This is a genomic window from Raineyella fluvialis (assembly GCF_009646095.1).
GTDB lineage: Bacteria > Actinomycetota > Actinomycetes > Propionibacteriales > Propionibacteriaceae > Raineyella > Raineyella fluvialis.
The window spans coordinates 2,442,444-2,467,752 of record NZ_CP045725.1; the positions used below are offsets into that span (position 1 = coordinate 2,442,444).

Here is a 25,309-nt window from a genome sequence, read left to right on the forward strand (position 1 = left end):
GCCCGATCCGCAGGAAGGTGGGGGCATCGTGCTCGTGCTGTTCGACTTCGGGGAAGTCATCGGACTTCCCCAGACATCGCGTGATCGGGTCCGGATGGCCGCGGTCGCAGGTGTCGAGCTCGAGGCGTTCAACCATCGCTACTGGGCCAAGAGGCAGGCGTACGACAAGGCCGACCTCACGGCCAGCGAGTACTGGCATGCCATCGCCGGCCGCGGCCTGGCGACGGAGACGGTGGACGAGTTGGTGGAGCGCGACCGCGACAGTTGGTTGCACCTGTCGGGGACGTCCTGGGGATCCATGCCGACCTCGTCGACCGCGGCATCGCCACCGCCCTGTTCTCGAACGCTCCGGTGTCCATCGCCGAGGCGATCGACGAGTTGCCCGAGCTGGCACCCATGGTCGGGCGGTTCTACAGCTGCCGGATCCACCAGACCAAGCCCGACCCCAAGGCCTATCTCTCGGTGTGCCAGGAGCTGGGTGTCGCGCCGGACTCCGTGGTGATGATCGACGACCGCCCCGTCAACTGCGAAGGGGCCCGGACCACCGGCATGCAGGCCATCCGGTTCCGCAGCGCGGAGCAGCTGCGCACCGCCCTGGCGCAGGTGCTGGGCGACTGATCGTGCTCCCTGGCCCCACGCTGGGGGAAGCCCTTGCCCGTACGGGCGGCCGATCGGCCATCGTGTGGCTAGGCTCACAGCATGACGACACCTGCCGCGTACGTCGCCGACCTGCGGCGCCTGCAGCGCGAGACCGACATGCTTCTGGCCACCGTGGCCTCACTCACCGACACGGAGATCGGCCAGCCCTCGCAGTGTGACGGCTGGACCCGGGGCCACGTGATCACCCACCTGGCGAGGTCCGCGGAGGCCCTCAGCCGGATGCTGGACAACGCACTCACCGGCGGGGATCGCCCGATGTACGACTCCCCGGAACAACGGAACGCGGATATCGAGGCGGGAGCGGGGCGCCCGGCGCAGGAGCAACTGGCAGACCTCGAGCGTGCCCACGCGGCCTTCATGGAGCGCGCCCACGCACTGGCGGACGCGCCTGACGCCCTCGCCGAGGTCTCCCTGCGCGGCCGCGGGTATCCGTCCGCCGCCCTGGCGGCGATGCGGTGCGCCGAGGTGGTGATCCACCACCAGGACCTCGACACCGCCTTCGCCCTGCACGAGGCGGACCCCGACTCCCAACTGGACGCGCTGACCACCGTGGTGTGGATGCTCCAGGGCAAGCCCGACGCGCCCGGGCTGACCGTGACCAGCTACGAGGGCGACGAACTGGTGATCGGCGACGGGTCGCTCCATGTGATCGGCGAACGTGACGGACTGGTGGACTGGCTTGCCCGGGGACGCACCTCGGGCGTCAGGACGCGGGGCGGCGAAGCGCTACCGGACCTGCCGCGCTGGTGACCGATGCGGCGTCGAGCCGCGTCGTGCCAGACTCGTGGCCATGACCACGGACACCGGAGGGGCCCTCGCCCCGACCCGGGCGGAACGTCTCGACCGCCTGCCGTACACCCGCCAGCACCACCGGTTGCTCGTCGGCTCCGGCCTCGGCTGGGCCCTCGATGCGATGGATGTCGGCCTGATCTCGTTCGTGATGGCCGCGCTGGCGTTGGAGTGGCACCTGGCGGCCCCAACACTGTCACTGATCGGCTCGATCGGCTTCGTCGGCATGACGATCGGGGCGGGTGTCGGGGGCCTGATGGCTGACCGGCTGGGGCGGCGCCGGGTGTTCGCGCTGACCCTGCTCGTCTACGGCTTGGCCACGGGGGCGGCAGCCCTGTCCTGGTCCGTCGCCGCCCTCATCGTCTTCCGGTTCGTCGTCGGGCTCGGGCTGGGCGCCGAACTGCCGGTGGCCTCGACGCTCGTCAGTGAGTATGCCCCGCGCCGTATCCGCGGCCGGATGGTGGTGTTCCTCGAGGCGTTCTGGGCAGTGGGCTGGATCCTTGCCGCGCTGATCGGTTACTTCGTCATCCCCGCGTTCCCCTCGGGGTGGCGCTGGGCCCTCGCCGTCGGGATCGTCCCGACGCTCTACGCGGTCGTGGTGCGCTACGGGCTGCCGGAATCCGTCCGCTTCCTGGAGGCCAAGGGACGCACGGACGAGGCGGAGGAGGCGGTGCGCCGCTTCGAATCCTCACCGCCGATCCTGCGGCGGGTCCGGGCGCCGCGCGAGGTCGTCACCGGCGTGGAGGACATCCGGGCCACCTCGATCTGGGCCCGGCCGCTCGCCCGGCGCACGGCCGCCCTGTGGATCGTGTGGTTCACCATCAACCTGTCCTACTACGGCGCGTTCACCTGGCTGCCGACTCTGCTGCTCGGCCGCGGCTTCACGCTGACCCGCTCCTTCGAGTACGTCCTGCTCATCACCCTGGCGCAACTGCCCGGCTACCTCGCTGCGGCCTGGCTGATCGAACGCTGGGGGCGTCGCCTCACCCTGGCGGTCTTCCTCCTCGGGTCCGCCGCGGGTGCCGTGGCGTTCGGGCTCGTCTCGACGGTCGGGCATCCCGCCGTCGGCGCGGTGCTCGGCGCCGGGGCCGCCCTCTCGTTCTTCAACCTGGGCGCCTGGGGTGCCCTCTACGCGATCGGGCCGGAGCTGTACCCGACCCGCCTTCGCGGGACCGGGACCGGGGCGGCTGCGGCGTTCGGCCGTATCGCCTCGATCCTTGCGCCGCTGTCGGTGCCGGTGTTCCTGGCCTGGGGAGGCTCCGCGAACGGTTACCTGGTGACCTTCTCGGTCTTCGGTGTCGCGTTCCTGGTGGGCGCAGCCGCCACACTGCTGCTGCCGGAGCAGCGGGGCCGCACGCTGGCTCGATGACGCGCTGATGGGCGGGGGTGGCCGGTGGGCAGGCTCATTGTCCGCGGCCTGGACCGATGCGCTCACCGTGCGAAGGATTGCGTGGCGATCTCGTAACAAAACGTGACCGGTGAGGACAAATACCTCGACCGGGGTCGCCTCCGACGGTAGCCTCCTGCAACGTCGAGGGTTTTTCGGACCTGTACTACAGGCTGCGTGCAACTCTCGTGCCGCTCGGTGGCCCGACAAGTGATGGGCCCTCCGAGCGTGAGGCAGATGCAGAACGCCCGGTCACAGGCCGAGGTGTGCGGACTCGGCGCCGAAGGGGGTGCCGAACCAAGGAGGAAGTTCATGCGTCGAAATGTCCGTGTGGCGACACTCGCGACCGTGGCGGTCGTGTCGATGCTCGCCACGGCGTGCTCGGGCGGTGGTAGCAGTAGCTCATCCGGCGGTGGGGGTTCAGGAAGTGCGATCACCGTCCGGGGCTGCACCCCGCAGAACCCCTGCTGCCGGGCAACACCACAGAGGACTGCGGTCACAAGGTCCTGCTGACCCTGTCCTCGCAACTGGTCCACTACAACGTCGACACCGCTGCTCCTGAGATGGACATCGCGAAGTCGATCGAGACGTCGGACAACCAGAATTTCACCGTCAAGCTGAACACCGACCGTACGTTCCACGACGGCACCCCGGTGAAGGCCGCCAACTTCGTCAATGCCTGGAACTACGCGGCGTACGCTCCGAACGGCCAGAACGGTGGCAGCTTCATGGAGCCCATCGACGGCTACAAGGACCTGCAGTGCCCGTCGACCGACAAGAAGTGCGCCAGCCAGAAGCCCAAGGCCGACAAGATGACCGGTCTGAACGTGGTCGATGACTACACGTTCACCATCAAGACGAGCGAGCCGGTCTCGAACCTCGCCCTGCGCCTCGGCTACGACTCGTTCGCACCGCTGCCGGACTCGTTCTTCAAGGACCCGAAGGCCTACGAGGCCAAGCCGATCGCGGCGGGTCCGTACAAGTTCGTCTCCCAGGACACCCAGAGCATCGTGGTGGAGAAGGATCCGGCGTACAAGGGTAAGTGGGCCGGACACAGCGACAAGATCACCTACCGGATCTACCAGGCGGACGATGCGGCCTACGCCGACGTGATCGCCAACAACCTCGACTTCTCCGACCTGGTGCCCACCGGCATGCTGGTCAACGACCAGTGGAAGACCGACGCCAAGGACCGCAACCTCACCGCGAAGGAGGGCGTGATCCAGCTGGCGGCCTTCTCCCCGGTCGACGACCAGCTGAAGAACCCGACGCTGCGCAAGGCCATCTCGATGGCGATCAACCGCCCGGAGATCACCAAGCAGGTGTTCCAGGGCACTCGCGCTCCCTCGGACTCCTGGGTCGCCCCCACCGTCGACGGCTACAAGGCCGGCGCCTGTGGCGACACCTGCACCTACAACGCCGACCAGGCGAAGGCCCTCTACCAGCAGTCCGGCGGGTACAAGGGCACCCTGACCCTGGCGGTCAACGGTGACGGCGGCCACAAGCCGTGGGCCGACGCGACCTGCAACTCGATCAAGAACACCCTCGGTCTCGACTGCCAGGTCATCGTGACCCCGGACTTCAAGACGCTGCTCGACCAGATGAAGAACCGCGAGATCAAGGGCATGTTCCGGTACGGCTGGGTGATGGACTACCCGTCCATCGAGGACTTCCTGACCCCGTCTACCAGACCGGCGCTTCGTCGAACTACTTCAACTACTCCAACCCCGAGTTCGACCAGTTGGTGAAGCAGGGTAACGAGGCCAAGTCCGCGGCCGAGGCCAACGCCAAGTGGCAGCAGGCGGAGCAGGTGCTCGCGAAGGACCTGCCGACCATCCCGCTGTGGTCCACCACGCGGCCGGTGGTCTGGTCGACGAACCTGACCAATGTCAAGGTCGACCCGTTCGGTCAGCCCGACTACGCGGACATGCAGAAGAAGTGACACCGGCACCACGGTGATCGCCTGACCGTTGCGCCGGCCCGCCGGGATCGTCCCCGGCGGGCCGGCGTCTGCCACCTGGGAGGCGGGTCGAGCCGCCCCCGTCCCCGCGGCGTCAGTCCGGTGGCGTACGCTGCGCATCTCGGCGGAGCCCAAGGGATCCCGCCGATTCGAGAGGAGCAAAAATGGGCACGTACATCATCCGCAGGCTCCTGCAGATGATCCCGGTCCTGGTCGGATCGACGTTCCTGATCTTCGTGATGGTCTTCGCCCTGCCCGGCGACCCCGTCTCCGGCCGGTGCGGCGAGCGTGCCTGTCCGCCGGCTTACGTGGCGAAGTTCCAGGCCGAGTACCACCTGGACAAGCCGGTGCTGGTCCAGTACGGCTACTACGCCGGCAAGCTGGTCCGCGGTGACCTGGGCACCAACTTCTATGGCAACCCGGTCCGCAAGGAACTCGCCGCCCGCTACCCCACGACCGTCCGGCTCGCGGTCATCGCGATCGCCTTCGAGATCGTCGTCGGTGTCATCGCCGGCGTCTGGGCGGGGATGAGGCGAGGCAGATGGCCGGACCACCTGGTCACCCTCGTCAGCCTGCTGATCATCTCGATCCCGATCTTCGTGATCGGATCCCTGTCCCAGCTCGTCTTCGGGATCAGACTGGGGATCTTCCCCGTGACATCGACGTCCGGCACGTGGTGGCAGCTGTTGCTGCCCGGCCTGGTGCTCGGCTCGGTCTCGGTGGCCTACGTCGCCCGACTGACCCGGACGAACCTGGTGGAGAACCTGCGCGCGGACTATGTCCGGACGGCGAAGGCCAAGGGCCTCGGCCGGGGCCGGGCGATCGCCGTACACACCCTGCGTAATTCGTTGATCCCGGTCGTGACCTACATCGGCTACGACTTCGGCGCGCTGATGGGCGGCGCCATCGTGACGGAACGTATCTTCAACATCAACGGGATCGGAAGCTTCATCTTCCGCTCCATCTCCCAGCGCGACGGGGTGTCGGTGGTCGGTGCCGTCGTCATGCTGGTCTTCGTCTACCTGCTGATGAACCTTCTGGTCGACCTGCTGTACGGCGTGCTCGACCCGAGGATCAGCCATGAGTGACCGGGAGGACGTGGCCATGGCCGAGCTTGAGGAGGACCGGCGGTCCGCCTTCGCCCCGCAGGATCCTGTCGCAGTGCTGGAGAACCCCCTGATCCCCACCGCCGGGGACGCCGATCTGGGACCCGCCCGCTCCTTGTGGTCCGACGCCTGGCGTGAGATGCGCGGCCGGGTGCTGTTCTGGATCTCGGCGGGACTGATCGTCCTCGTGGTGGTGATGGCGATCGTGCCGCAGGTGTTCACCTTCTTCAGCCCGCAGCCCAACCCCTACTTCGCCGACCTGTCGACATCACGGCTGGCACCGTCGCCGCGGGCCTGGTTCGGGCACGATGCGCAGGGCTACGACATCTACTCGCGGACGATCTACGGCGCCCGGTCCTCAGTGCTGGTCGGCCTCGGGGCGACCATCGTGACGACACTGCTCGGCAGCGTCATCGGCGTCTTCGCCGGATACTTCGGCGGCTGGTGGGACATCATCCTCTCCCGCCTCGGCGACGTCTTCTTCGCCATCCCGCTGCTGCTCGGCGGCATCCTGGCGCTCTACACCTTCCCCAACACGCTGGGCACGCCCTACCTCGTGATGGTCGGCAAGGTCGTCCTCGCCCTGGGCATCCTCGGCTGGCCCAGCATCGCCCGGCTGATGCGCTCCTCGGTGCTGCAGGTCAAGCCGCATGACTTCGTCCAGGCCGCCCGCGCCCTCGGCGCGAAGCCCGGGCGGATCGTCTTCTCCCACATCCTGCCGAACGCCGTCGCTCCGGTGATCGCCGTCGCCACGATCAACCTCGGCATGTACATCGCCCTGGAGGCGACGCTGTCCTTCCTCGGCATCGGCCTCGCCCCGCCCGCGGTCTCCTGGGGCGTCGCGATCTCCGAGGCATCGGGCATCGGGCTGGTCCGATCCACCCCCCACATGCTGCTCTTCCCGTCCCTGTTCCTGTCCATCACCGTGCTGGCGTTCATCCTGCTCGGCGAGGTCGTCCGTGACGCCCTGGATCCGAAGCTGCGCTGAGAGGAGACATCATGACCACCACCAACCCCCCAGCCGCGCCCACCGCCGAGCGCAAGGCCAGGACCCGTCGGCAGCGTTTCGCCCGGACCTGGAACCCCGTGGATCGTACGTTGCTCGAGGTCGAGGACCTGCGCGTCGAGTTCCACACCCGGGACGGCGTCGCCAAGGCCATCAACGGCGTCAGCTTCGACCTGCACCAGGGCGAGACGTTGGCGATCCTCGGTGAGTCGGGGTCCGGCAAGTCCGTCACCGCCCAGGCCGTGATGGGCATCCTGGACACCCCACCGGCCTTCGTCACCGGCGGGACCGTCAACTACTGCGGCACCGATCTGCTCACCCTCGACGAGCGCGTGATGCAGACGGTGCGGGGTGCCGAGATCTCGATGATCTTCCAGGACGCCCTGAGCTCGCTCAACCCGGTCTTCTCCGTCGGCTGGCAGATCGCCGAGATGTTCCGGATCCATCGCGGGCTGAACCGGCGCGACGCCGAGGAGCGGGCCATCCGGCTGATGGAGCGGGTCCGGATCCCGGCGGCCCGGGAGCGGGTGCACAACTATCCGCACCAGTTCTCCGGCGGCATGCGGCAGCGGATCATGATCGCGATGGCGATCGCCCTCGACCCGCACGTGCTGATCGCGGACGAGCCGACCACGGCGCTCGACGTCACCGTCCAGGCCCAGATCATGGACCTGCTCAAGGAGTTGCAGGACGAGTCCCGGATGGGACTGATCCTCATCACCCATGACCTCGGTGTGGTGGCGGACGTCGCCGACCGGATCGCGGTGATGTACGCGGGCCGGCTCGTCGAGAAGGCCGAGGTCTTCGACCTCTACCGCGACCCCGCCCACCCGTACACGCTCGGGCTGCTGGAGTCGATCCCGCGGCTCGACCAGCAGGGGGAGCGGCTGAACGCGATCGGCGGGCTGCCGCCGAACCTCACCCGCATCCCGCCCGGCTGCCCGTTCCACCCCCGCTGCCGGTTCGCCACCGACATCTGCCGACACGACGACCCGGCTCTGCTGGAGGTCGCGCCGCAGCGCCGGGTCGCCTGCCATCACTACGACCAGGTCCTCGGCCAGAACCTGCTGGTCGTCGACCAGCAGCGGCTGGCCGCGGGCGACCGGGAGCTCGCCGAAGGCGACCAGCAGAGCCGCGTCGAGGCTGACCAGCAGCGTGAGGAGGGCACCCGATGAGCGTCGAACCGATCCTGCGGGCCGAGGAACTGAAGAAGTACTATCCGATCCGCAAGGGCGTGACCCGGCGGAAGGTGGGCGACGTCAAGGCTGTGGACGGGGTCTCCTTCGAGCTCTACCCGGGTGAGACGCTCGGCGTGGTGGGGGAGTCCGGCTGCGGGAAGTCGACCCTCGGGCGACTGCTCGTCCAGCTCGAGCCGCCGACGGAGGGCACGGTGTGGTTCGGTGGCCGTGACATGTTCGGGCTGTCCGCGACCGCGCTGCGGCGGGCTCGGCGCGACATCCAGATCATCTTCCAGGACCCGTACACCTCGCTGAATCCCCGGATGACGGTGGGAGACATCGTCGGGGAGCCGCTGGACATCCATCCTGAGGTCGTCCCGAGGGTCGGCCGCCGCAAGCGGGTCCAGGAGTTGCTCGACCTGGTCGGCCTCAATCCCGAGCACATCAACCGGTATCCGCACCAGTTCTCGGGCGGGCAGCGCCAGCGCATCGGTATCGCCCGGGGGCTCGCGGTCAACCCGAAGGTGATCGTCTGCGACGAGCCGGTGTCGGCCCTGGACGTCTCGGTCCAGGCCCAGGTGGTCAACCTGCTGCAGGACCTGCAGCGCGAGCTCGGCCTGGCGTACGTGTTCATCGCCCATGATCTGTCCGTGGTACGCCACATCTCCGACCGGGTCGCCGTGATGTACCTCGGCAAGATCGTCGAGCTGGGCGACGAGCACGAGATCTACGAGCGCCCGACTCATCCGTACACCCAGGCGCTGCTCTCCGCGGTGCCCGTGCCGGACCCGGCGGCCCGGGAGACGAAGCGGCCCATCCTGCTCACCGGGGACGTCCCGTCGCCGGCGAACCCGCCGGCGGGGTGCCGCTTCCACACCCGCTGCCCGCTGGCGCAGGCGAATCCGGATTTCATGCCGCGGTGCAGCTCCGAGGAGCCGCTCCTCGTGCCGCACGACGACGGGGCGGTGAGCACCTGAGCGCCTGTCACTTCGCCCGAAGGCTCGTGGAGATCTGACCGGTCACGGATCGCAGGGGGAGTGACGACCTACCCTGGTCCGGTGACTGATGCGACAACCGGGCGCCGACTGATGCTGGTGCACGCCCATCCTGACGACGAGACGCTGGGCAACGGCGCCACCATGGCGAAGTACGTGGCGGAGGGGCGGCGGTGACTCTGGTCACCTGCACCCTCGGGGAGGTGGGCGAGATCGTCGTCGACGATCTCGCCCACCTGGCCGATGACGGGCCGAACGCCCTGGGGCAGCACCGGCTCGGCGAGCTGGCCGCGGCGATGGCCGCTCTGGGCGTGACCGACTTCGTCCGGCTCGGCGGTGACCATCGGTTCCGCGACTCCGGCATGGAGTGGGCCCCGGACGGTACGGCCACCGTGGCGGACACCACGGACGAGGCCTCGTTCCATGCCGCCGACCTGCTGGTCGCGGCCGACGACCTGGTCCCGCTGATCCGCGATCGGCGTCCGCACGTCCTGGTCACATACGACCAGTTCGGCGGGTACGGCCACCCGGACCACGTCAAGGCCCACCGGGTCGCCACCTATGCCGCCTCGCTGGCCGCCGTCCCGAGCTATCGTCCCGAGCTGGGGGAGCCCTGGCAGGTGCCCCGGGTGCTCTGGATGACGATGAGCCACTCGCAGGTCGCTCGAGGCATGGCCGCCCTGCAGGACCGCGGGCTCGCCGAGGTGCTCGACGGCATCCCGACCGACCCGTCCTCGCCGATGCTCAGTGGGGACGACGAGATCGCCGTCGCCGTCGATGCCCGTGCCTACGCGCCCGCCAAAGTCGACGCCCTGCGAGCCCATCGGAGCCAGATCAAGACCGACGAGGGGTTCATGACCCTGCCTGAGGACATCGCCCTCGAGTTCTGGGGGTGGGAGTACTACCGCTTCGCCGGGGGCCAACCGTTGCCGGGCGGGGGCTGGGCGGACGACATCTTCGCCGGTCTCGCCTGAGTGGTCCCGGCGTGGCAAGAGCCGGCATCTTGCCACGGAAGTCGCTGAACGGCAGCAGTTTCGTTGCGACTGGGTCACAGACTGGGCTGTGAGCCGCCCATGACTGGCAGGTGGGGTCATAGCCCGACTTAGGATGTGCGGAGTCCAGACTCCCCTCCGAGAGGATTCCCCGCGCATGGCAACCGACTCCACCGCGACCGCACGCCGGGTGCGCATCGCCGCCCTGGCCGCCGGAGGTGTCGTCGTCCTCGCCGGCGTGACGTACGTGGGTGCGTACGCAGCCGCCGGTGATGCGGTGCCACGGGCCGCGACCGTCAGTGGTGTGGCGATCGGTGGGCAGAGCCATGACCAAGCGGTCCACACCCTCGAGCAGGCGCTCGCGTCGCGCGTCACCGCGCCGGTGACACTCACCGCCGGCGACGACCTCAAGGTGGGCGTCACCCCGGCCGACGCCGGGCTGTCGGTCGACTACGCGGCGTCGGTCGACGCCACCGGCGCCGGGCGCAGTTGGGCCCCCGGGCACATCTGGCGCGTGCTCACCGGCGGCGGCCCGACGGCGCCGGTGCTCGCCGTCGATCGGGCAGCGATGGACCGGACGAGCGCCCAGGTCGCGGACCAGGGCAAGGTCGATCCTCGCAACGCCACGCTCGCGTACGACGACAAGGCCCAGGCGCAGATCGAGCCGGCCGTCCCGGGCCGGACGATCGCCCCGTCGGCCGTCGAGCAAGCCCTGGTCCACGCCTTCCCGGCTGCTGACAGCGCGACGCTGGAAACCCAGCAGGTCGAGGCCGAGATCACCACCGCCAAGGCGGAGCAGGTGCGCAAGGACTGGGCCGACCTGGCGGTGTCGGGCCCGGTCATCGTGAACGCCGGGGACTCCGGCAGCTTCAAGGTGACCCCGGCGATGATCGCCTCCGCGACGTCCTTCGTCGTCAAGGACGGCACGCTCGCGCCGAAGATCGACGCCAAACGTCTCGAGACGGCGACGAAGCCGGCGATGAAGCAGGTGAAGGGCGTCCAGGAGGGCCAGGACGCCACCTGGCAGCTCGGATCCGGCAAGCCGAGCATCGTGCCCTCCAAGGACGGGCGCGGTGTCGCCCGTGACGATCTGGTGAAGGCGATCGAACCGGCACTCACCAAGCAGGGCGACGCCCGCAGGGCCTCGGTGGCCATCACCGCCGTCCCTGCCGCGTTCACCACCGACGACGCCAAGAAGGCTGACGTGGCCGGGGTGATCGGCCAGTTCACCACCTACTTCCCGCACGCCGACTACCGCAACACGAACCTCGGGCTGGTCGCGAGCAAGATCAACGGGTACGTCGTGCTGCCCGGGGAGACCTTCTCCCTCAACGACGTGGTGGGCAAGCGCGACGCGGCGTCCGGTTTCGCCGACGGCTGGGTCATCCTGGGCACGCGCGAGGTCAAGGAGGTCGGCGGGGGCGTCTCCCAGAGCGCAACCACGATCTTCAATGCCGCCTTCGCCGCGGGTCTGGAGGATGTGGAGCACCATCCGCACAGCCTCTGGTTCGACCGTTACCCGCCGGGCCGCGAGGCGACCGTCTACTACGGTTCGCTCGACATGCGGTTCCGTAACGACACCGACCACGCCGTGGTGATCGAGGCCAACCGGGTCGCCTCCACACCGGGTTCGCAGGGCTCACTGACGGTGAAGCTGTGGGGGCCTCCCCGTACGACAAGATCGTCACGCCCGATCCGGTGAAGTCCAACTTCGTCACGCCGGGCAGCAAGACGCAGAGCGGCCCGGACTGCACGCCGCAGCCCGCTTTCCAGGGGTTCACCGCCACGTTCTACCGGGCGTTCATCAAGAACGGCACCGAGGTCAAGCGCCAGAACTACACCTGGAAGTACGACGCCGGCGACGAGATCAAGTGCTCCTGAGCGCGCTGGTGAGGGAACCTCAGGGCTGGGCGAGCACGGTGAAGCCCGCCAGCGGCCGGTCGATGCCGCGTACCTGGATGGTCCGCGCGTCGCGATAGGCGGCCCACCGCGCCAGGGCGGCGACGACCTCGTCGGCCCGGTCACCGTCGCTCAGCCGGACGGTGGCCCATTCGCCCACGACGATCGCCCGCCCCTCGGCCGTGCCCAAGTCCGCGGCGGCGGTGCCGTTGCCGGTGTCATACGCCGCCGGGGGCTGGTCGGGGATCCCCGGGCCCAACAGGTCACACAACCGAGCCACCTGGCAGACGTCCGACCCCCCGCCCTCGGGACGGGCGCTGTCCGGGGTCAGGCGCGGATCGCTCGCCATCCGGTCCAGCAGGGCCCGGTCGGCGCGGAGCGGGTCGCGGCCGCGGGGGACCTGGGGCACCGCCCGCCAGGACTCGAGGGCGGACCAGGGCAACAACCGGACGGCGAGCGTGCGGTCGAGGATCGCGAGTCCCTGGGGCTCGGCACCCTGGACATAGCCGATCAATTCCCGCGGTCCGTCCTCGTCGTGCCAGCGCAGGGCGATGCGGCGGCCAGGGGCGGGGAGATCGGCCATGACACACTCCTCTCGTATTTCTCCGGCGCGCGATACTAATCTCTGCATGACGGTCTGGACTCATGCCCAGACCGACCAGATCTGGTCGTGCCCCTCGGGCACACCGAACAGAGGAGCTCATTGTGACGTACATCATCGCGCAGCCCTGTGTCGACGTGAAGGACCGTGCCTGCGTCGACGAGTGCCCGGTCGACTGCATCTACGAGGGCGATCGCATGCTGTACATCCACCCGGAGGAGTGCGTGGACTGTGGTGCCTGCGAGCCGGTCTGCCCGGTGGAGGCGATCTTCTACGAGGACGACGTGCCGGAGGAGTGGAAGGACTACTACGACGTGAACGTCCACTTCTTCGACGGGCTCGGCATGCCCGGTGGTGCGGCCAAGCTCGGCCCGCTGCCCAAGGACCACCCGATGGTCGCTGCCCTGCCCCCGCAGAACCAGGACTGACGCCGCCCACGGGCTGGCGGGGACCGTACGCGGCGGTGTCCGCGGGCCGGTGTCCGCCGGTCCGCACGCCGCGCCACCGTCGTATGATCGGGCGTATCCGACCCCTGGCGTACGCCCGATCACCAGCCGTGCGCTCGGGTCCCTCGCGCTCCCGATGACAAGGATCGAACTGACATGACCTCCCGACCGAGCCCTGCGAGCACGTTCACGCCGGAGGGCCGGGCGGGCGGACGTCGCCGTGTCGCCGACATCCTGCCGGACTTCCCGTGGGACACCATCGCCGGGGCGAAGGCGACGGCTGCGTCCCATCCGGGCGGGCTCTGTGACCTCTCGGTGGGGACACCGGTCGATCCGACGCCGGAGTTGGCCCGGCGGGTGCTGGCCGACGCCGCGGACGCGCACGGCTATCCGACGACGATGGGCACACACGCCCTGCGTGACGCCATAGTGGCCTACCTGTCCGACCGGTGGGGCGCGGTCGGGCTCGGCCATCGCGGCGTCCTGCCGGTGATCGGCACCAAGGAACTCGTCGCGTGGCTGCCGCTGCAGCTCGGCCTCGGCCCGGCGGACACCATCGTCGTGCCGGCGGTGGCCTACCCGACGTACGCCGTGGGAGCCCTGCTGGCGGGGGCCCGGGTCGTGCCCGCGACCGATCTGGAGTCCCTCCGGGCGACCCTGGGAGACGTACGCCCCTCACTGGTCTGGATCAACTCGCCGGCCAATCCCACCGGCGAGATCCTCGAGGACTCCGCTCTGCGGGCCTGGGTCGACTACGCCCGGGCAGCGGGGGCCGTACTGGCCTCCGACGAGTGCTACGGGGAGTTCGCCTGGGACGCCGAACCCCGCTCGGTCCTGCACCCCAGCATCTGCGGTGAGGACCACACCGGGCTGCTCGCCGTCCACTCGCTGTCGAAGCGATCGAACCTCGCCGGCTACCGGGCCGGCTTCATCGCCGGCGACCAGGGCATCGTGCAGGACCTCCTCGAGCTGCGCAAGCACGCCGGGATGATGATGCCCGGCCCGGTCCAGGCCGTGATGGCCGCGCTGCTGGGCGACGACGAGCATGTCCGGGTGCAGCGCGAGCGGTACCGCGCCCGACGCGAGGTGCTGCGTCCGGCGCTGGAGGCGGCCGGGTTCCGGATCGACCACTCCGCGGGATCCCTCTACCTGTGGGCGACCCGGGACGAGGACTGCCGGACGACACTCGACCGGCTGGCCGCGCTGGGCATCCTGGCCGCCCCCGGGGATTTCTACGGTGAGGCCGGCGCACGTCACGTCCGGGTCGCCCTCACCGCCACCGATGAGCGGATCGCCGAGGCGGCGAGACGGCTGACCGAGCAGGCCTGACGCTGCGCGAGTGGCCCCAGCGGCCCTGGAGCGGTCAGGACTTCGGGGCCGCGGACGCCGATGGGGTGAGGAACGTCACGGTGACGGTCCGGGTGCCGGTGGAGGGCACCGAGGTCCAGGCGGGCAGCTGACCCGCCGCCCACGTCCACTCCTGGTCGGCGACGCTGACGGTGCGGACACCGGAGGTCGACGCGTTCACGACCGCGTACGAGGCGATCGCCCACGCCTGGTCATCGGAGCTGCCCGTCGCCGTCAGGGTGGCGCCGTCGGCGCTCACCTTGGCGCTGACCCCGAGCGCCTTGTGCAGCGAGGAGGCCAGGCCGGCGGCATCCGCGGTCGCCGGAGTCGTGTAGCCACAGGTGACCCCGGCCGGCGTCTGGCCGGTGAGCACGCTGGCGACCACCCGGGCGTTCTGCTCGTGCTTGCGGTAGGCCTCGGGGTGGCCCGACTTCTGCACCGCCTGCGCCACCGTCGTGATGTCCCCGGTCTCCCAGCCATCGATCTTCACGAGGTGGGCGTAGAAGGCGTCCGAGGCGAAGAAGGGATCGAGGATCTGCTCCGTCGTCCCCCACCCCTGGGAGGGACGCTGCTGGAACAGACCGACCGAGTCACGGTCACCGTAGTCGAGATTGCGGATGCCCGATTCCTGGTAGGCGGTGGCGACGGCGATCGTCCCGGCGCGGGCGGGCAGCCCCTTGGCGACGGACCTGCCGACGATGATGCTGGCGTAGTGGGCCTGCTCCAGGTCGAGCACGGTCGTGTTCCCCCCGGCCTCGAGGCGGCACCGCGGCTCGAACGGCGTGGGCTGGATGTACTCGTTCATCCTCAACCAGACGATGCCACCGACCAGGGCGACGGCGAGCAGCAGCACGACGGCGCCGGCCGCGATGCCACAGCCGCACCCTCGGCGCTGCCGAGCCCGGTCGCGGGAGCCGCCCTCCCCCCGGCGTACGGTCCGGGGTTCCGTCGGCACCGTGGCCTCGGCGAGGGGAGGGCCCAGCGGAATCGTACGATCGGGGTCGTAGGGCTGACCGGGGGTGGACATCAGTTCGCGTGCAGGGCCGCGTTCAGCTCGACCGTCCGGCCCTCACGGGAGCGCACCTGGACGGCCCCGGTGAGGGAGTTGCGCAGGAAGAGCAGGCCGTTCTGGCCGGACAACTCGGCGGCCTTCGCGGTGCCGCCGTCGGGGAGCTGGACCTTGGTCCCGGCGGTCACGTAGAGGCCGGCTTCGACCACGCAGTTGTCACCCAGTGAGATGCCGATGCCGGAGTTGGCGCCCAGCAGGCAGCCCTCGCCGATGGAGACCCGTTCCTTGCCGCCGCCGGACAGGGTGCCCATGATGGAGGCGCCGCCGCCGATGTCGGAGCCGTCCCCGACCACCACACCCTGGGAGATCCGGCCCTCCACCATCGAGTGACCGAGGGTGCCGGCGTTGAAGTTCACGAAGCCCTCATGCATCACCGTGGTGCCCTCGGCCAGGTGGGCGCCGAGCCGGGCCCGGTCGGCGTCGGCGAGTCGTACGCCGCGGGGCACGACGTAGTCGATCATCCGGGGGAACTTGTCGACCGAGAAGACCGTGACGTGGCCGAGCCTGGCGCGCAGCCGGGCCCGGGTGGCCTCGAAGCCCTCGACGGCGCAAGGACCGGCCGAGGTCCACACGACGTTCGGCAGCACGGCGAAGATGCCGTCGAGGTTCAGCGTGTTCGGCCGGACCAGGGTGTGGCTGAGCAGGTGCAGCCGCAGGTACGCATCGGACGTGTCGGCCGGAGCCGCGTCCAGATCGATGACCGTGAGCACCGCCTGGGTACGCACACCGCGGGCCTCGTCGCTGGTCACGCCGGCGGTCACCGCTTCCGGAGCCTCGGCGCCGTCGGGCTCGCCCAGAGCGGGAGCGGGATACCAGGTGTCGAGGACCTGACCGGAGGTGTGGATGGTGGCCAGACCCCAACCGTGGGCCGTACGTGCGGTGTCAGTCATGGCGACGACTCTACCGAGTCCGGCCCAACCCCCCGTACTCCTGAACCGTGGGTACGGGCCCGTCGGACCGTTCCGACGAGGGGGACCGTGCCGCGTCGGATGACACGGTCCGGCGGCGGGCGACCCGCAGGTCCCCCACGGCGATGACCGCCGCCACCAGCAGCACGGCGGCGATGGTCAGGTACGCCGTCCGGAAGGCGACGAGGAATCCCGAGCCGGCGGCGGCGCCGAAGAAGATCGACGTGATCATCGCGTTGCCGATGGCGGTCCCGATGCGCTGTGCCGTCGACATCACACCTCCGGCGGTGCCGCCGACCTCGCTCGGGACGTCCTCGAGGGTCATCGTCTGGTTGGCCGCTCCCAGGGCGCCCTGGCCGATGCCGGCGAGCGCCCACGGCAGCGCGAGCCACCAGAAGCTCGCGCCGAGGTCGACGACGGCCCGGGCGACGCCCACGGCCGCCACGCAGGACCCGGCGATCAGCACGATGGCACCGACGACGATGCTGCGTCCGTGATCGACGGTGTGACGTCCCGACCAATGCGCCGACCCCGCGCTGAGGATGGCGTTCGGCAGGGTGACCAGTCCGGTGGCGAGAGCGCTCGCCCCGAGCCCCTGCTGGAGGAACAGTGCCGCGATCACGAAGATCGAGGTCGAGCCGACGAAGAAGATCCCACTCACCGCGGTGCCGAAGCTGAATGACGGGAACGCGAAGAGTGCCGGGTCGACCATCGGCGCATGCCCGCGCGCACGGTAGGCCCGCTCCCAGCCGAGCCAGCCGCCGAGGAGGACGAGACCGAGCGGCACCAGCGACCACAGCCAGGTCGATCCGTGGGCCGTGAAGGGGAACATCACGCAGAGCACCGCCACCGCCAGCAGCAGGGCGCCGACGGGATCGAGGTCGAGACGCTCACGCCGCCGGTCGAGTGCTCCGCCGCGGGCCCGGACGGCCCGTGCCTCGCGGGCGAGCCGCCGGCGCTGCCGCTCCCGGCCGAACGGCAGCCAGCGCAGGGCCAGGACCACCCCCACCAGGCCGAGGGGAGTGTTGAGCAGGAACGATGCCCGCCACCCGTCATGCGGCCCCAGCCAGGCGATCATCGTGCCGGCGACCAGCGGCCCGACCGCGACCGACACCGCGATCACCATGCCCAACAGGGCGAACGCCCGGGCCCGCCCACGGCCGGAGAACAGTTGCTGGATCATCCCCATCACCTGGGGGTTGTAGAGGGCGGCACCGATGCCCTGGGCGAGCCGGGCCAGGTTGAGCGCCGCGGGGGTGGAGGCGAGCCCGCAGGCGAGGGAGGCCAGGGTGAAGACCGCCAGCCCCACCGTGAAGAGCATCGAGCGGCCCACCGTGTCCCCGATCCGTCCGGCGGGGATCAGCACGATCCCGAAGGCGAGGGCATAGCCGGACAGGGCCCACTGCAGGTCGGCCGGGCTCGCCCCCAGCCCCTGCTCGATCGTCGGCAGGGCCACGTTGATCGAGGAGATCGCCATCAGGGCCAGGGCGATCGGGACCATCAGGACCAGCAGGATCCGGTAGCGGTGGAAGGTGCGGTCCGTTCCCTCGACCCGGATCACATTGCGGTCATTCACAGCCCCGAGTCAACGCCTCCCCGCGGCGATTGGCCAATCGCGGCCGGGTGTTGCCGCCCTGTCGCCAGCGCCCGGCGGCACCACCCGACCGGTAGGGTGCAGATATGGCCCTGGATCTGCGTGCGGACGTCGTCGACCTGCTCGGATCGATCGTCGACATCGAATCGGTGAGCGGGAACGAGCGGCACCTCGCCGACGAGGTCGAGAGCGCCCTGCGGGAGTACCCGCACCTCGAGGTCGTCCGCCTCGGCAACAACGTTCTCGCCCGCACCGGTCTGGGCCGGGCGGAACGGGTCGTGGTCGCCGGGCACCTGGACACGGTGCCCTTGGCGGACAACCTCCCCTCCGAGATCCGTACGGTCGACGGCGAGGAACGGCTGTACGGGCGAGGCACCTGTGACATGAAGGCCGGCGTGGCGGTCGCCCTCTCTCTCGCCGCGGAACTCTCCGCGCCCAGCCGGGACGTGACCTGGATCTTCTACGACAACGAGGAGGTCGAGGCGGCGCGTAACGGCCTCAACACCGTCGAGCGTGAGCGCCCCGACCTGATGGAGGCCGATTTCGCCGTGCTCGGCGAGCCGTCCGGAGCCCGGGTCGAAGGCGGTTGCCAGGGCACCATGCGGTTCACCCTCACCACGACCGGCGTGGCCGCCCACTCCGCGCGCGCCTGGCGTGGCGTCAACGCCATCCATGCCGCCGCCGACGTGCTGGAACGGCTGGCGGCGTACGAGCCCCGCAAGGTCGTCGTCGACGGCCTGGAGTACATCGAGGGCCTCAACGCCGTCCGTATCCACGGGGGCGTCGCGGGCAACGTGATCCCGGATCGCTGCACGATCGAGATCAACTTCCGCTTCGCCCCGGATCGTACGCCGGAGGAGGCGGAACGCTACGTCCGCGATGTCTTCGAGGGCTACCCGATCGAGGTGACCGACCTCGCGCCGGGCGCCCGCCCGGGCCTCGACCTGCCGATCGCGCAGGAGTTCCTCCGCGCCGTCGGCTCCGAACCGGCGGCGAAATACGGATGGACCGACGTCGCCCGGTTCTCGGCGCGCGGTGTCCCGGCCGTGAACTACGGACCCGGCGACCCGCTCAAGGCCCACCAGGACGACGAGTACTGCGCCGTCGCCTCCGTCCGCACGGTGCGGGCCGCGCTGGCGCAGTGGCTGGGCGGCGGCCCCGCCGGTGCCAGGACCAGCGGCGATGAGTGAGGTCCGGCCACGGCGTCGCCGGCAGGGTCCCGTCGTCCGAGGGCAGCAGACGTGGCAGCCGACGACGACCGACCAGCGGCTGCTGGACGCGAAGGGCTCCGTCGAGTGGGTGCACGAGGACCCCTGGCGGGTGATGCGGATCCAGTCGGAGTTCGTCGAGGGGTTCGGGACACTGGCGGAGCTCGGGCCGGCGGTGACGGTCTTCGGGTCCGCCCGGACCGTCGCCGACAGCGAGCACTACGCCGCAGGGATCGAACTGGGGCGCAAGCTGGCGATGGCGGGCTTCGCCGTCGTCACCGGCGGCGGGCCGGGGGCGATGGAGGCCGCCAACCGCGGCGCGGCGGAGGCCGGCGGCGTGTCGGTGGGACTGGGCATCGAACTCCCGTACGAGAACACCTTCAACGACTGGGTCAACCTCGGCATTTACTTCCGCTACTTCTTCGTCCGCAAGGTGATGTTCCTCAAGTACGCCTGCGGCGTCGTGGCGCTGCCCGGGGGAGTGGGGACGATGGATGAGCTGTTCGAGACCGTCACCCTGGTGCAGACCGGCAAGCTCACCTCGTTCCCGATCATCATGTACGGCTGCGACTACTGGCAGGGCGTGCGGCAGTGGATGGAGCGCTCGATGGTGCCGGCGGGCTACGTCTCGCCGGACGACCTGGCGCTGGTCAGGGCGACAGACGACCTGGACGAGATCGTCGAGCTGATGCTGACAGCCGAGACCCGCATCTCCGGGCGGGTCGCCGCGTCGCGTCGGGACCTGTGAGGGGGACGGTCCGATGATTCCTTGGCTGCTGGTCGGCCTGGCCGTCGTGGTGCTGGGGCTGAGCGTCCCGGTCGCCCGCGGGGCCTTCGGGGAGATGCCGCAGCCGCCCGGGGACCGCCGCCGGACGCCTCCTGCGGCTGTCGTCGACGACACCCCGGCTGACGACCTGACTGACCCTGACTTGCCCGATGCGGGATAATAGTGGCGGTTTGTACGTTCCAACGAGGTGAGGATGCACGATGGCAGCTATGAAGCCCCGGACCGGCGACGGCCCCATGGAGGTCACCAAGGAGGGTCGGGGGATCGTCATGCGAGTCCCGCTGGAGGGTGGTGGCCGGCTGGTCGTCGAGATGAATCCCGCGGAGGCCTCGGAGCTTGCCGGAGCGCTCACGGCGGTCGTCGGCTGACAGTCGTCCGGTGATCGGCACCGGCTCGGGACATCACGGTTCCGGGCGGCACGCTCCGGAACATCGCGGCAGGGCCCCGGGTCATCGACCCGGGGCCCTGCTGATGTCAGCGGCACTCCGCCAGGGAGCCGGTCAGCCCTGGACGGCCCTGAGTTCCGGGTGGGCCGCGAAGTAGTCGATCGCCTTCTGGTAGACGTCGACCGTCTCGCGGGCGATCTTCTCCCAGGAGAACACGTCGACCGCGCGCTGTCGTCCGGCCTTGCCCATCGCCTCGGCGCGGGCGGGGTCGCGGACCAGTTCATTGAGTTTCGCGGCGAACTGCGCCTCGAAGTTGCGCACGTACTCCGGGTCGCCGGCCTGGGCGGGGTCGTACGCCACCAGCAGGCCCGTCTCGCCGTCGTTGACGACCTCCGGGATGCCGCCGACGGCACTGGCCACGACGGCGGTCTCCGAGGCCATCGCCTCGAGGTTCACGATGCCGAGGGGCTCGTAGATCGACGGGCAGGCGAACACTGTCGCGTGCGCCAGCACCTGCCGGACACTCGGGCGCGGCAGCATCTCCCGCACCCAGGTCACACCGCCACCGCGGGCCTCCTTGAGATGGCCGAAGGCGGCGTTGAACTCGGCGGCGATCTCCGGGGTGTCGGGAGCGCCGGCGAGCAGCAGCAGTTGGGTGTCCGGGTCGAGTTGCTCCGCCGCCCGGACCAGGTGCACCAGGCCCTTCTGCCGGGTGATCCGGCCGACGAAGGCGACGTACGGACGGGAGAGGTCGATGCCGAGATTCTCGACGACGTCGGTGTTCGGGTCCGGGGTGAACTCCTCGGGGTCGATGCCGTTGAGCACCACATGGACCTTCTCGGGGTCAAGCTCGGGGTAGGCCTCGAGGATCGAGCGGCGCATGCCGTTCGAGACGGCGATCACCGCGGAGGCGCCGTTGTAAGCGGTGCGTTCCGCCCAGGATGACAGGTTGTAACCGCCGCCGAGCTGCTCCTTCTTCCATGGGCGGTCCGGCTCGAGGGAGTGGGCCGACACGACGTGGGGGATCTCCCGGAAGATGCCGCCGAGATGGCCGGCGAGGTTCGCGTACCAGGTGTGGGAGTGCACCAGGTCGATCCCCTCGGGAAGGGCGGAGACCATGGAGAGGTCGGCGCCGAACACGCGCAGCGCGGCGTTCGCGCCCGCGGGGTAGACCTCGGCGTGCGCGGTGGCCCCCTCGCGGGGCTCGCCCATGCACTGGACGTCGACATCGATGAACTTGCGCAGCTGCGGGACGAGCTGCTGGACGTGGACTCCGGCGCCCCCGTAGATCGTCGGCGGGTACTCCCGGGTCAGGACCGAAACACTCAGGCTCATGGGAGGATGCTCGCACACCCTGCCTACCAGGTTCTGCAGGGCACGGAGAATCATGGAACTCTCGGCAATTCGCTTGTCGGTGGCCCGGCCGGGCCATAGGTTCAGGTCATGACGTCCCGCCCCAAGGTCCTGTCCATCGTCCTCGCCGGTGGTGAGGGCAAGCGACTGATGCCCCTCACCCTTGACCGCGCCAAGCCGGCGGTGCCCTTCGGGGGCACCTTGCGGCTGATCGATTTCGTCCTGTCGAACATGGTGAACTCCAGCCTGCTCCAGGTCGCCGTGCTGACCCAGTACAAGTCCCACTCGCTCGACCGCCACATCACCCTCACGTGGCGCATGTCGAACATGCTGGGCAACTTCATCACGCCCGTGCCGGCCCAGCAGCGCCTCGGACCGCACTGGTACCAGGGCAGCGCCGACGCGATCTACCAGTCGATGAACCTGATCCGGGACGCGAACCCGGACTACGTGGTGGTCTTCGGGGCTGACAACATCTACCGGATGGACATCGGCCAGATGCTCGAGGCGCACATCGACTCCGGTCTCGGGGCGACCGTGGCGGGCATCCGGGTGCCGCGGGCCGAGGCCAGCGCGTTCGGCATCATCGACGCCGCCCCGGACAAGAAGATCCGTCAGTTCCTCGAGAAGCCGGCCGATCCGCCGGGGCTGCCGGACAGCCCGGACGAGTCGTTCGCCTCGATGGGCAACTACATCTTCAACAAGGATGCCCTGGTCGCCGCTCTCGAGGCCGACGCGGCCGACGAGAACGCCCGCCACGACATGGGTGGGGACATCATCCCGGCCTTCGTCGACAAGGGCGAGGCTCAGGTCTACGACTTCAAGGACAACGAGGTCGCCGGTGCCACCGAGGAGGACCGCAACTACTGGCGGGACGTGGGCACCATCGACGCGTTCTTCGACGCCCACATGGACCTGGTGGCGGTGAAGCCGAACTTCAACCTGTACAACGACGAATGGCCGATCTTCAGCTACCAGCGCCAGCTGCCCGGCGCGAAGTTCACGTTGCGAGGCACCGCCGAGGACTCCATCGTCTCGGCGGGCTCCATCATCTCGGGCGGCGATGTCGACTCTTCGGTGCTGTCACCGAAGGTGCGGGTCGACAAGTGGGCCAAGGTCGAGCAGTCGATCCTGATGGACAACGCGCAGGTCGGCCGCAATGCCGTCGTCCGCCGGGCCATCCTGGACAAGAACGTCGTCGTCGAGCGCGGTGCCGAGGTGGGCGTCGACCATGAAGCCGATCGCGCCCGGGGCTTCACGGTGTCGGCAGGGGGCATCACCGTGGTGCCCAAGGACTTCGTGGTCAAGGCCGTCTGACCGCGTCACCGGGACATCAGAAGGCCCCACCCGTGCGGGTGGGGCCTTCGTTCGTTCCCGCCCGGGGTGATGCCGGCGAGGCCCGCGAGGCTCCCTGCGTCGGTCGCTCGCCGCCTTATCGAGTCCCTGCGAGGCGCCGCCCACGAGTGGACAGCGTGCTCAGAAGCGAGGATGACCCAGGACCATGCGCCATAGGGCAAACCTATGGTCGAATTGCCGAACACACCCAGGCGTCGCTGGTCGCGTATGTCAGGTCAATTGCCGGTGAGGTGGGGAGGGTGTGTTCTTCCACCTGACCATAGGTTTGCCCTATGGCGCGACGGTGCGGGGCGTACGTCGCGTAGGCCGCGTGCGTCGCGTGCGTCGCGTGCGTCGCGTATGCGCGTACGCCGATGGCTCCGCCCCCGAGGGTCAGGAGGCCCGCCGGGAGGCGACCAGCAGCCCGTTGCCCACCGGGAGCAGGGCGGGGACCCAGACGTCGTCGAGGGACTCCACGGCCTCCAGGGCCTCCCGGATGACGATTGTCTCGTCGTCCTCGTTCGCCGGGTCGGCGACCAGGTTGTGCCACAGGGCGTTGTTGACGACCAGGACGCCGTCGGCACGCAGCAGGCGCTGCGCCTGCTCGATGTACTCCCCGCAGTCGAGCATGTCGGCGTCGATGAAGACCAGGTCGTACGCGGCATCCGACAGCTTCGGCATCACGGTCAGCGCATCGCCCGCGATCAGCCGGATGCGGTTCGTCGGGACACCCGCCTCGCGGAAGACCGCCCGGGCCACCCGCTGCACCTCGCTGTCGGCGTCGATGCTCGTCAGCACTCCCTCCGGGACCATCCCCGCGAACAGCGCCAGGCCGGAGACCCCGGTGCCGGAGCCGACCTCGACGACCGACCGGGCATGCGCGGCCCGGGCCAGGAACGTCAGCGTGGTGGCGACGCCTCGACTGATGGGAACGTTGCCCATCTCCTCGGCGGCCTGCCGGGCGCGGCCGGCCTCGGGGCGCTCGCGTCGATACGTCTCGGCGTACGCCCAGCTCGCCTCGTCCAGGCCGGGGCGAGGCGTCCCGGCGTCCGCGCCGGCTTCGGTCGGGTCCGCGTCGGCGGGCTCGATCACCGGCGGATTGCTGGGCGCCGTCGGGGCGAAGATGTCGTGCATCCGGTCCGAGCTCGCGGTCTTCCGGGCGGCGCCCCCGGACGCGGGCTTGTTTCCCGCCTGACCCGGCGCGGCAGCCTTCTGGGTGGTCTTGCGAGTGGTCACGCCTTCAGCCTAACGAATGAATCCTGCCGGGGAAGGGGGACGCGCGCCGCGGCCTGTCCGTTGTGCAGCACGACCTGGGTGCGACCCACAGCGCAGGTCTGGACCGGGCGTGAGCGCTGCCACCTCTGGCAGCGCCCCTCGGCATAGAATCGCGCCATGACCGACCCCACGCACACCGCCGCCGAGCCGCCCTTCGGCCGCCTGCTGACCGCCATGGTGACGCCGTTCGACGACAAGGGTGATCTGGACCTGGGAGCGGCCCGTGCCCTTGCCGCGCACCTCGTGGACGACCTGCGCCATGACGGCCTGGTCATCAACGGCACCACCGGTGAGGCTCCCACCACCTCCGACGAGGAGAAGGCCGCCATCATCGCGGCGGTGGCCGGCGAGGTCGGGGACCGGGCACACATCGTCGCGGGGGTCGGCACCAACTCGACCCGCCACACCTGCGAGTTGGCCCGACAGGCGGCCGAGGCGGGCGCCGACGGCCTGCTCGTCGTCACCCCCTACTACTCCCGGCCCCCGCAGGAAGGCCTGCTGGCCCACTTCGGTGCCGCCGCGGATGCCACCGATCTGCCGGTGATGGTCTACGACATCCCCAGCCGCGCGGGCATCCCGGTGCTCACCGAGACGATGATCGCCCTCGCCGACCACCCCCGGATCGTCGCGGTCAAGGACGCGAAGGGCCAACTGGTCGAGTCCGCGAAGGTCATGGCGGCGACGGACCTCGCCTATTACGCCGGGGACGACGCGATCACGCTGCCACTGCTGTCGGTCGGTGGCGTCGGCCTGATCGGGACCTCCACGCACTTCTCCGGGCTCCTCGCCCGGGACCTGATCGACGCCTGGGTGGGGGGCGACCCGGCCAGGGCGCTGGAGCTCAATCGCCGTGCACTGCCGGTCTTCACGGGTGTCTTCGCCGCGCAGGGCTGCAGCATGGTCAAGGCGACACTGGCCCGCCAGGGCCGCCCCGTCGGTGGCCTGCGGGCCCCGCAGGTGATGCCCGCCGATGACCTCGTCGACACCTACGTCGACACGCTCCGGGCCGCTGGCATCTTCTGAATCCA

26 protein-coding genes and 1 pseudogene are annotated in these 25,309 nt (G+C 69.8%); 21 read left to right on the plus strand and 6 right to left on the minus strand.

Features of this window, described 5'->3' with window-relative positions:
- The first annotated feature begins 264 nt into the window (after positions 1-264).
- The 13 genes and pseudogenes from Rai3103_RS11180 (at position 265) to Rai3103_RS11230 (ending at position 11,954) form a co-directional block, all read left to right on the plus strand.
- Positions 265-618 (plus strand): HAD-IA family hydrolase, encoded by a 354-nt coding sequence (locus Rai3103_RS11180; RefSeq protein WP_153572674.1) that lies wholly within the window; start codon positions 265-267, stop codon positions 616-618.
- A gap of 81 nt (positions 619-699) precedes the next feature.
- Positions 700-1,410 (plus strand): maleylpyruvate isomerase family mycothiol-dependent enzyme, encoded by a 711-nt coding sequence (locus tag Rai3103_RS11185; RefSeq protein ID WP_153572675.1) that lies wholly within the window; start codon positions 700-702, stop codon positions 1,408-1,410.
- Positions 1,411-1,450: 40 nt separating this feature from the next.
- Complete coding sequence (locus Rai3103_RS11190) at positions 1,451-2,818, plus strand: MFS transporter (protein WP_153572676.1); 1,368 nt, start codon at positions 1,451-1,453, stop codon at positions 2,816-2,818.
- A gap of 581 nt (positions 2,819-3,399) precedes the next feature.
- Entirely contained in the window at positions 3,400-4,584 is a 1,185-nt protein-coding gene (locus tag Rai3103_RS11195) for a peptide ABC transporter substrate-binding protein (protein ID WP_228488866.1), read from the plus strand.
- A complete protein-coding gene (locus Rai3103_RS17830; RefSeq protein WP_228488867.1) occupies positions 4,581-4,778 on the plus strand; it encodes a hypothetical protein in 198 nt (65 codons plus the stop codon). The genes Rai3103_RS11195 and Rai3103_RS17830 overlap by 4 nt, the downstream gene beginning before the upstream one ends.
- 182 nt (positions 4,779-4,960) lie before the next feature.
- On the plus strand, positions 4,961-5,884 hold the full coding sequence (locus Rai3103_RS11200) for an ABC transporter permease (protein ID WP_153572677.1): 924 nt from the start codon (positions 4,961-4,963) through the stop codon (positions 5,882-5,884).
- Entirely contained in the window at positions 5,877-6,890 is a 1,014-nt protein-coding gene (locus Rai3103_RS11205; protein WP_228488868.1) for an ABC transporter permease, read from the plus strand. The genes Rai3103_RS11200 and Rai3103_RS11205 overlap by 8 nt, the downstream gene beginning before the upstream one ends.
- Before the next feature lie 11 nt (positions 6,891-6,901).
- Complete coding sequence (locus Rai3103_RS11210) at positions 6,902-8,083, plus strand: ABC transporter ATP-binding protein (protein WP_153572678.1); 1,182 nt, start codon at positions 6,902-6,904, stop codon at positions 8,081-8,083.
- Positions 8,080-9,101, plus strand: a pseudogene (locus Rai3103_RS11215) (ABC transporter ATP-binding protein). The gene Rai3103_RS11210 and the pseudogene Rai3103_RS11215 overlap by 4 nt, the downstream one beginning before the upstream one ends.
- Positions 9,102-9,144: 43 nt before the next feature.
- Positions 9,145-9,258 carry a PIG-L family deacetylase gene (locus Rai3103_RS18770; RefSeq protein WP_338420020.1) on the plus strand — a complete coding sequence of 38 codons (114 nt, stop codon included), beginning with the start codon at positions 9,145-9,147 and terminating at the stop codon, positions 9,256-9,258.
- Positions 9,255-10,055: an N-acetyl-1-D-myo-inositol-2-amino-2-deoxy-alpha-D-glucopyranoside deacetylase gene (mshB, locus tag Rai3103_RS11220; RefSeq protein ID WP_228488869.1), complete on the plus strand. Its 801-nt coding sequence runs from the start codon at positions 9,255-9,257 to the stop codon at positions 10,053-10,055. Before Rai3103_RS18770 ends, mshB begins: the two co-directional genes overlap by 4 nt.
- A 175-nt stretch (positions 10,056-10,230) precedes the next feature.
- Positions 10,231-11,775: a VanW family protein gene (locus Rai3103_RS11225; protein WP_153572679.1), complete on the plus strand. Its 1,545-nt coding sequence runs from the start codon at positions 10,231-10,233 to the stop codon at positions 11,773-11,775.
- Positions 11,730-11,954 carry a hypothetical protein gene (locus Rai3103_RS11230; RefSeq protein ID WP_153572680.1) on the plus strand — a complete coding sequence of 75 codons (225 nt, stop codon included), beginning with the start codon at positions 11,730-11,732 and terminating at the stop codon, positions 11,952-11,954. Before Rai3103_RS11225 ends, Rai3103_RS11230 begins: the two co-directional genes overlap by 46 nt.
- Positions 11,955-11,973: 19 nt before the next feature.
- Here Rai3103_RS11230 and Rai3103_RS11235 read toward each other — a convergent pair whose 3' ends face one another.
- Entirely contained in the window at positions 11,974-12,555 is a 582-nt protein-coding gene (locus Rai3103_RS11235) for a hypothetical protein (RefSeq protein ID WP_153572681.1), read from the minus strand.
- A 122-nt stretch (positions 12,556-12,677) separates the two neighbouring features.
- On the opposite strand from Rai3103_RS11235, the gene fdxA reads away from it, so the two are divergent.
- Together fdxA and dapC are read left to right on the plus strand one after the other, a co-directional pair.
- A complete protein-coding gene (gene fdxA / locus Rai3103_RS11240; protein WP_153572682.1) occupies positions 12,678-13,001 on the plus strand; it encodes a ferredoxin in 324 nt (107 codons plus the stop codon).
- Between the two features lie 174 nt (positions 13,002-13,175).
- Positions 13,176-14,348: a succinyldiaminopimelate transaminase gene (gene dapC / locus Rai3103_RS11245; RefSeq protein ID WP_153572683.1), complete on the plus strand. Its 1,173-nt coding sequence runs from the start codon at positions 13,176-13,178 to the stop codon at positions 14,346-14,348.
- Positions 14,349-14,382: 34 nt separating this feature from the next.
- Here dapC and Rai3103_RS11250 read toward each other — a convergent pair whose 3' ends face one another.
- The 3 genes from Rai3103_RS11250 to Rai3103_RS11260 are packed head-to-tail and all read right to left on the minus strand — an operon-like array spanning position 14,383 to position 17,919.
- Positions 14,383-15,393: a hypothetical protein gene (locus Rai3103_RS11250; protein WP_153572684.1), complete on the minus strand. Its 1,011-nt coding sequence runs from the start codon at positions 15,391-15,393 to the stop codon at positions 14,383-14,385.
- On the minus strand, positions 15,393-16,325 hold the full coding sequence (gene dapD, locus Rai3103_RS11255; RefSeq protein WP_153572685.1) for a 2,3,4,5-tetrahydropyridine-2,6-dicarboxylate N-succinyltransferase: 933 nt from the start codon (positions 16,323-16,325) through the stop codon (positions 15,393-15,395). The genes Rai3103_RS11250 and dapD overlap by 1 nt, the downstream gene beginning before the upstream one ends.
- 10 nt (positions 16,326-16,335) lie before the next feature.
- A complete protein-coding gene (locus Rai3103_RS11260; RefSeq protein WP_228488870.1) occupies positions 16,336-17,919 on the minus strand; it encodes an MFS transporter in 1,584 nt (527 codons plus the stop codon).
- 104 nt (positions 17,920-18,023) lie between these two features.
- Here Rai3103_RS11260 and dapE point away from each other — a divergent pair, with 104 nt between their 5' ends.
- Genes dapE through Rai3103_RS11280 form a run of 4 tightly spaced genes read left to right on the plus strand, consistent with a single transcriptional unit; the run spans position 18,024 to position 20,300 of the window.
- Positions 18,024-19,127 (plus strand): succinyl-diaminopimelate desuccinylase, encoded by a 1,104-nt coding sequence (gene dapE / locus Rai3103_RS11265; RefSeq protein ID WP_153572686.1) that lies wholly within the window; start codon positions 18,024-18,026, stop codon positions 19,125-19,127.
- Complete coding sequence (locus tag Rai3103_RS11270; protein WP_153572687.1) at positions 19,120-19,893, plus strand: LOG family protein; 774 nt, start codon at positions 19,120-19,122, stop codon at positions 19,891-19,893. The genes dapE and Rai3103_RS11270 overlap by 8 nt, the downstream gene beginning before the upstream one ends.
- A gap of 13 nt (positions 19,894-19,906) precedes the next feature.
- Positions 19,907-20,092: a hypothetical protein gene (locus Rai3103_RS11275; protein ID WP_153572688.1), complete on the plus strand. Its 186-nt coding sequence runs from the start codon at positions 19,907-19,909 to the stop codon at positions 20,090-20,092.
- A gap of 40 nt (positions 20,093-20,132) precedes the next feature.
- A complete protein-coding gene (locus tag Rai3103_RS11280; protein WP_153572689.1) occupies positions 20,133-20,300 on the plus strand; it encodes a DUF3117 domain-containing protein in 168 nt (55 codons plus the stop codon).
- A gap of 132 nt (positions 20,301-20,432) precedes the next feature.
- Here the strand turns inward: Rai3103_RS11280 and glgA are convergent, their stop codons facing one another.
- Positions 20,433-21,653, minus strand: coding sequence for a glycogen synthase (gene glgA, locus Rai3103_RS11285; protein WP_422396002.1), 1,221 nt, complete (start codon positions 21,651-21,653; stop codon positions 20,433-20,435).
- Between the two features lie 108 nt (positions 21,654-21,761).
- Here glgA and glgC point away from each other — a divergent pair, with 108 nt between their 5' ends.
- Complete coding sequence (gene glgC / locus Rai3103_RS11290) at positions 21,762-22,988, plus strand: glucose-1-phosphate adenylyltransferase (protein ID WP_153572690.1); 1,227 nt, start codon at positions 21,762-21,764, stop codon at positions 22,986-22,988.
- Between the two features lie 411 nt (positions 22,989-23,399).
- Here glgC and Rai3103_RS11295 read toward each other — a convergent pair whose 3' ends face one another.
- Positions 23,400-24,242, minus strand: a complete 843-nt coding sequence (locus Rai3103_RS11295; protein ID WP_228488871.1) for an O-methyltransferase — start codon at positions 24,240-24,242, stop codon at positions 23,400-23,402.
- A 156-nt stretch (positions 24,243-24,398) separates the two neighbouring features.
- Here Rai3103_RS11295 and dapA point away from each other — a divergent pair, with 156 nt between their 5' ends.
- Complete coding sequence (gene dapA / locus Rai3103_RS11300; RefSeq protein ID WP_153572691.1) at positions 24,399-25,304, plus strand: 4-hydroxy-tetrahydrodipicolinate synthase; 906 nt, start codon at positions 24,399-24,401, stop codon at positions 25,302-25,304.
- Positions 25,305-25,309: the final 5 nt, after the last annotated feature.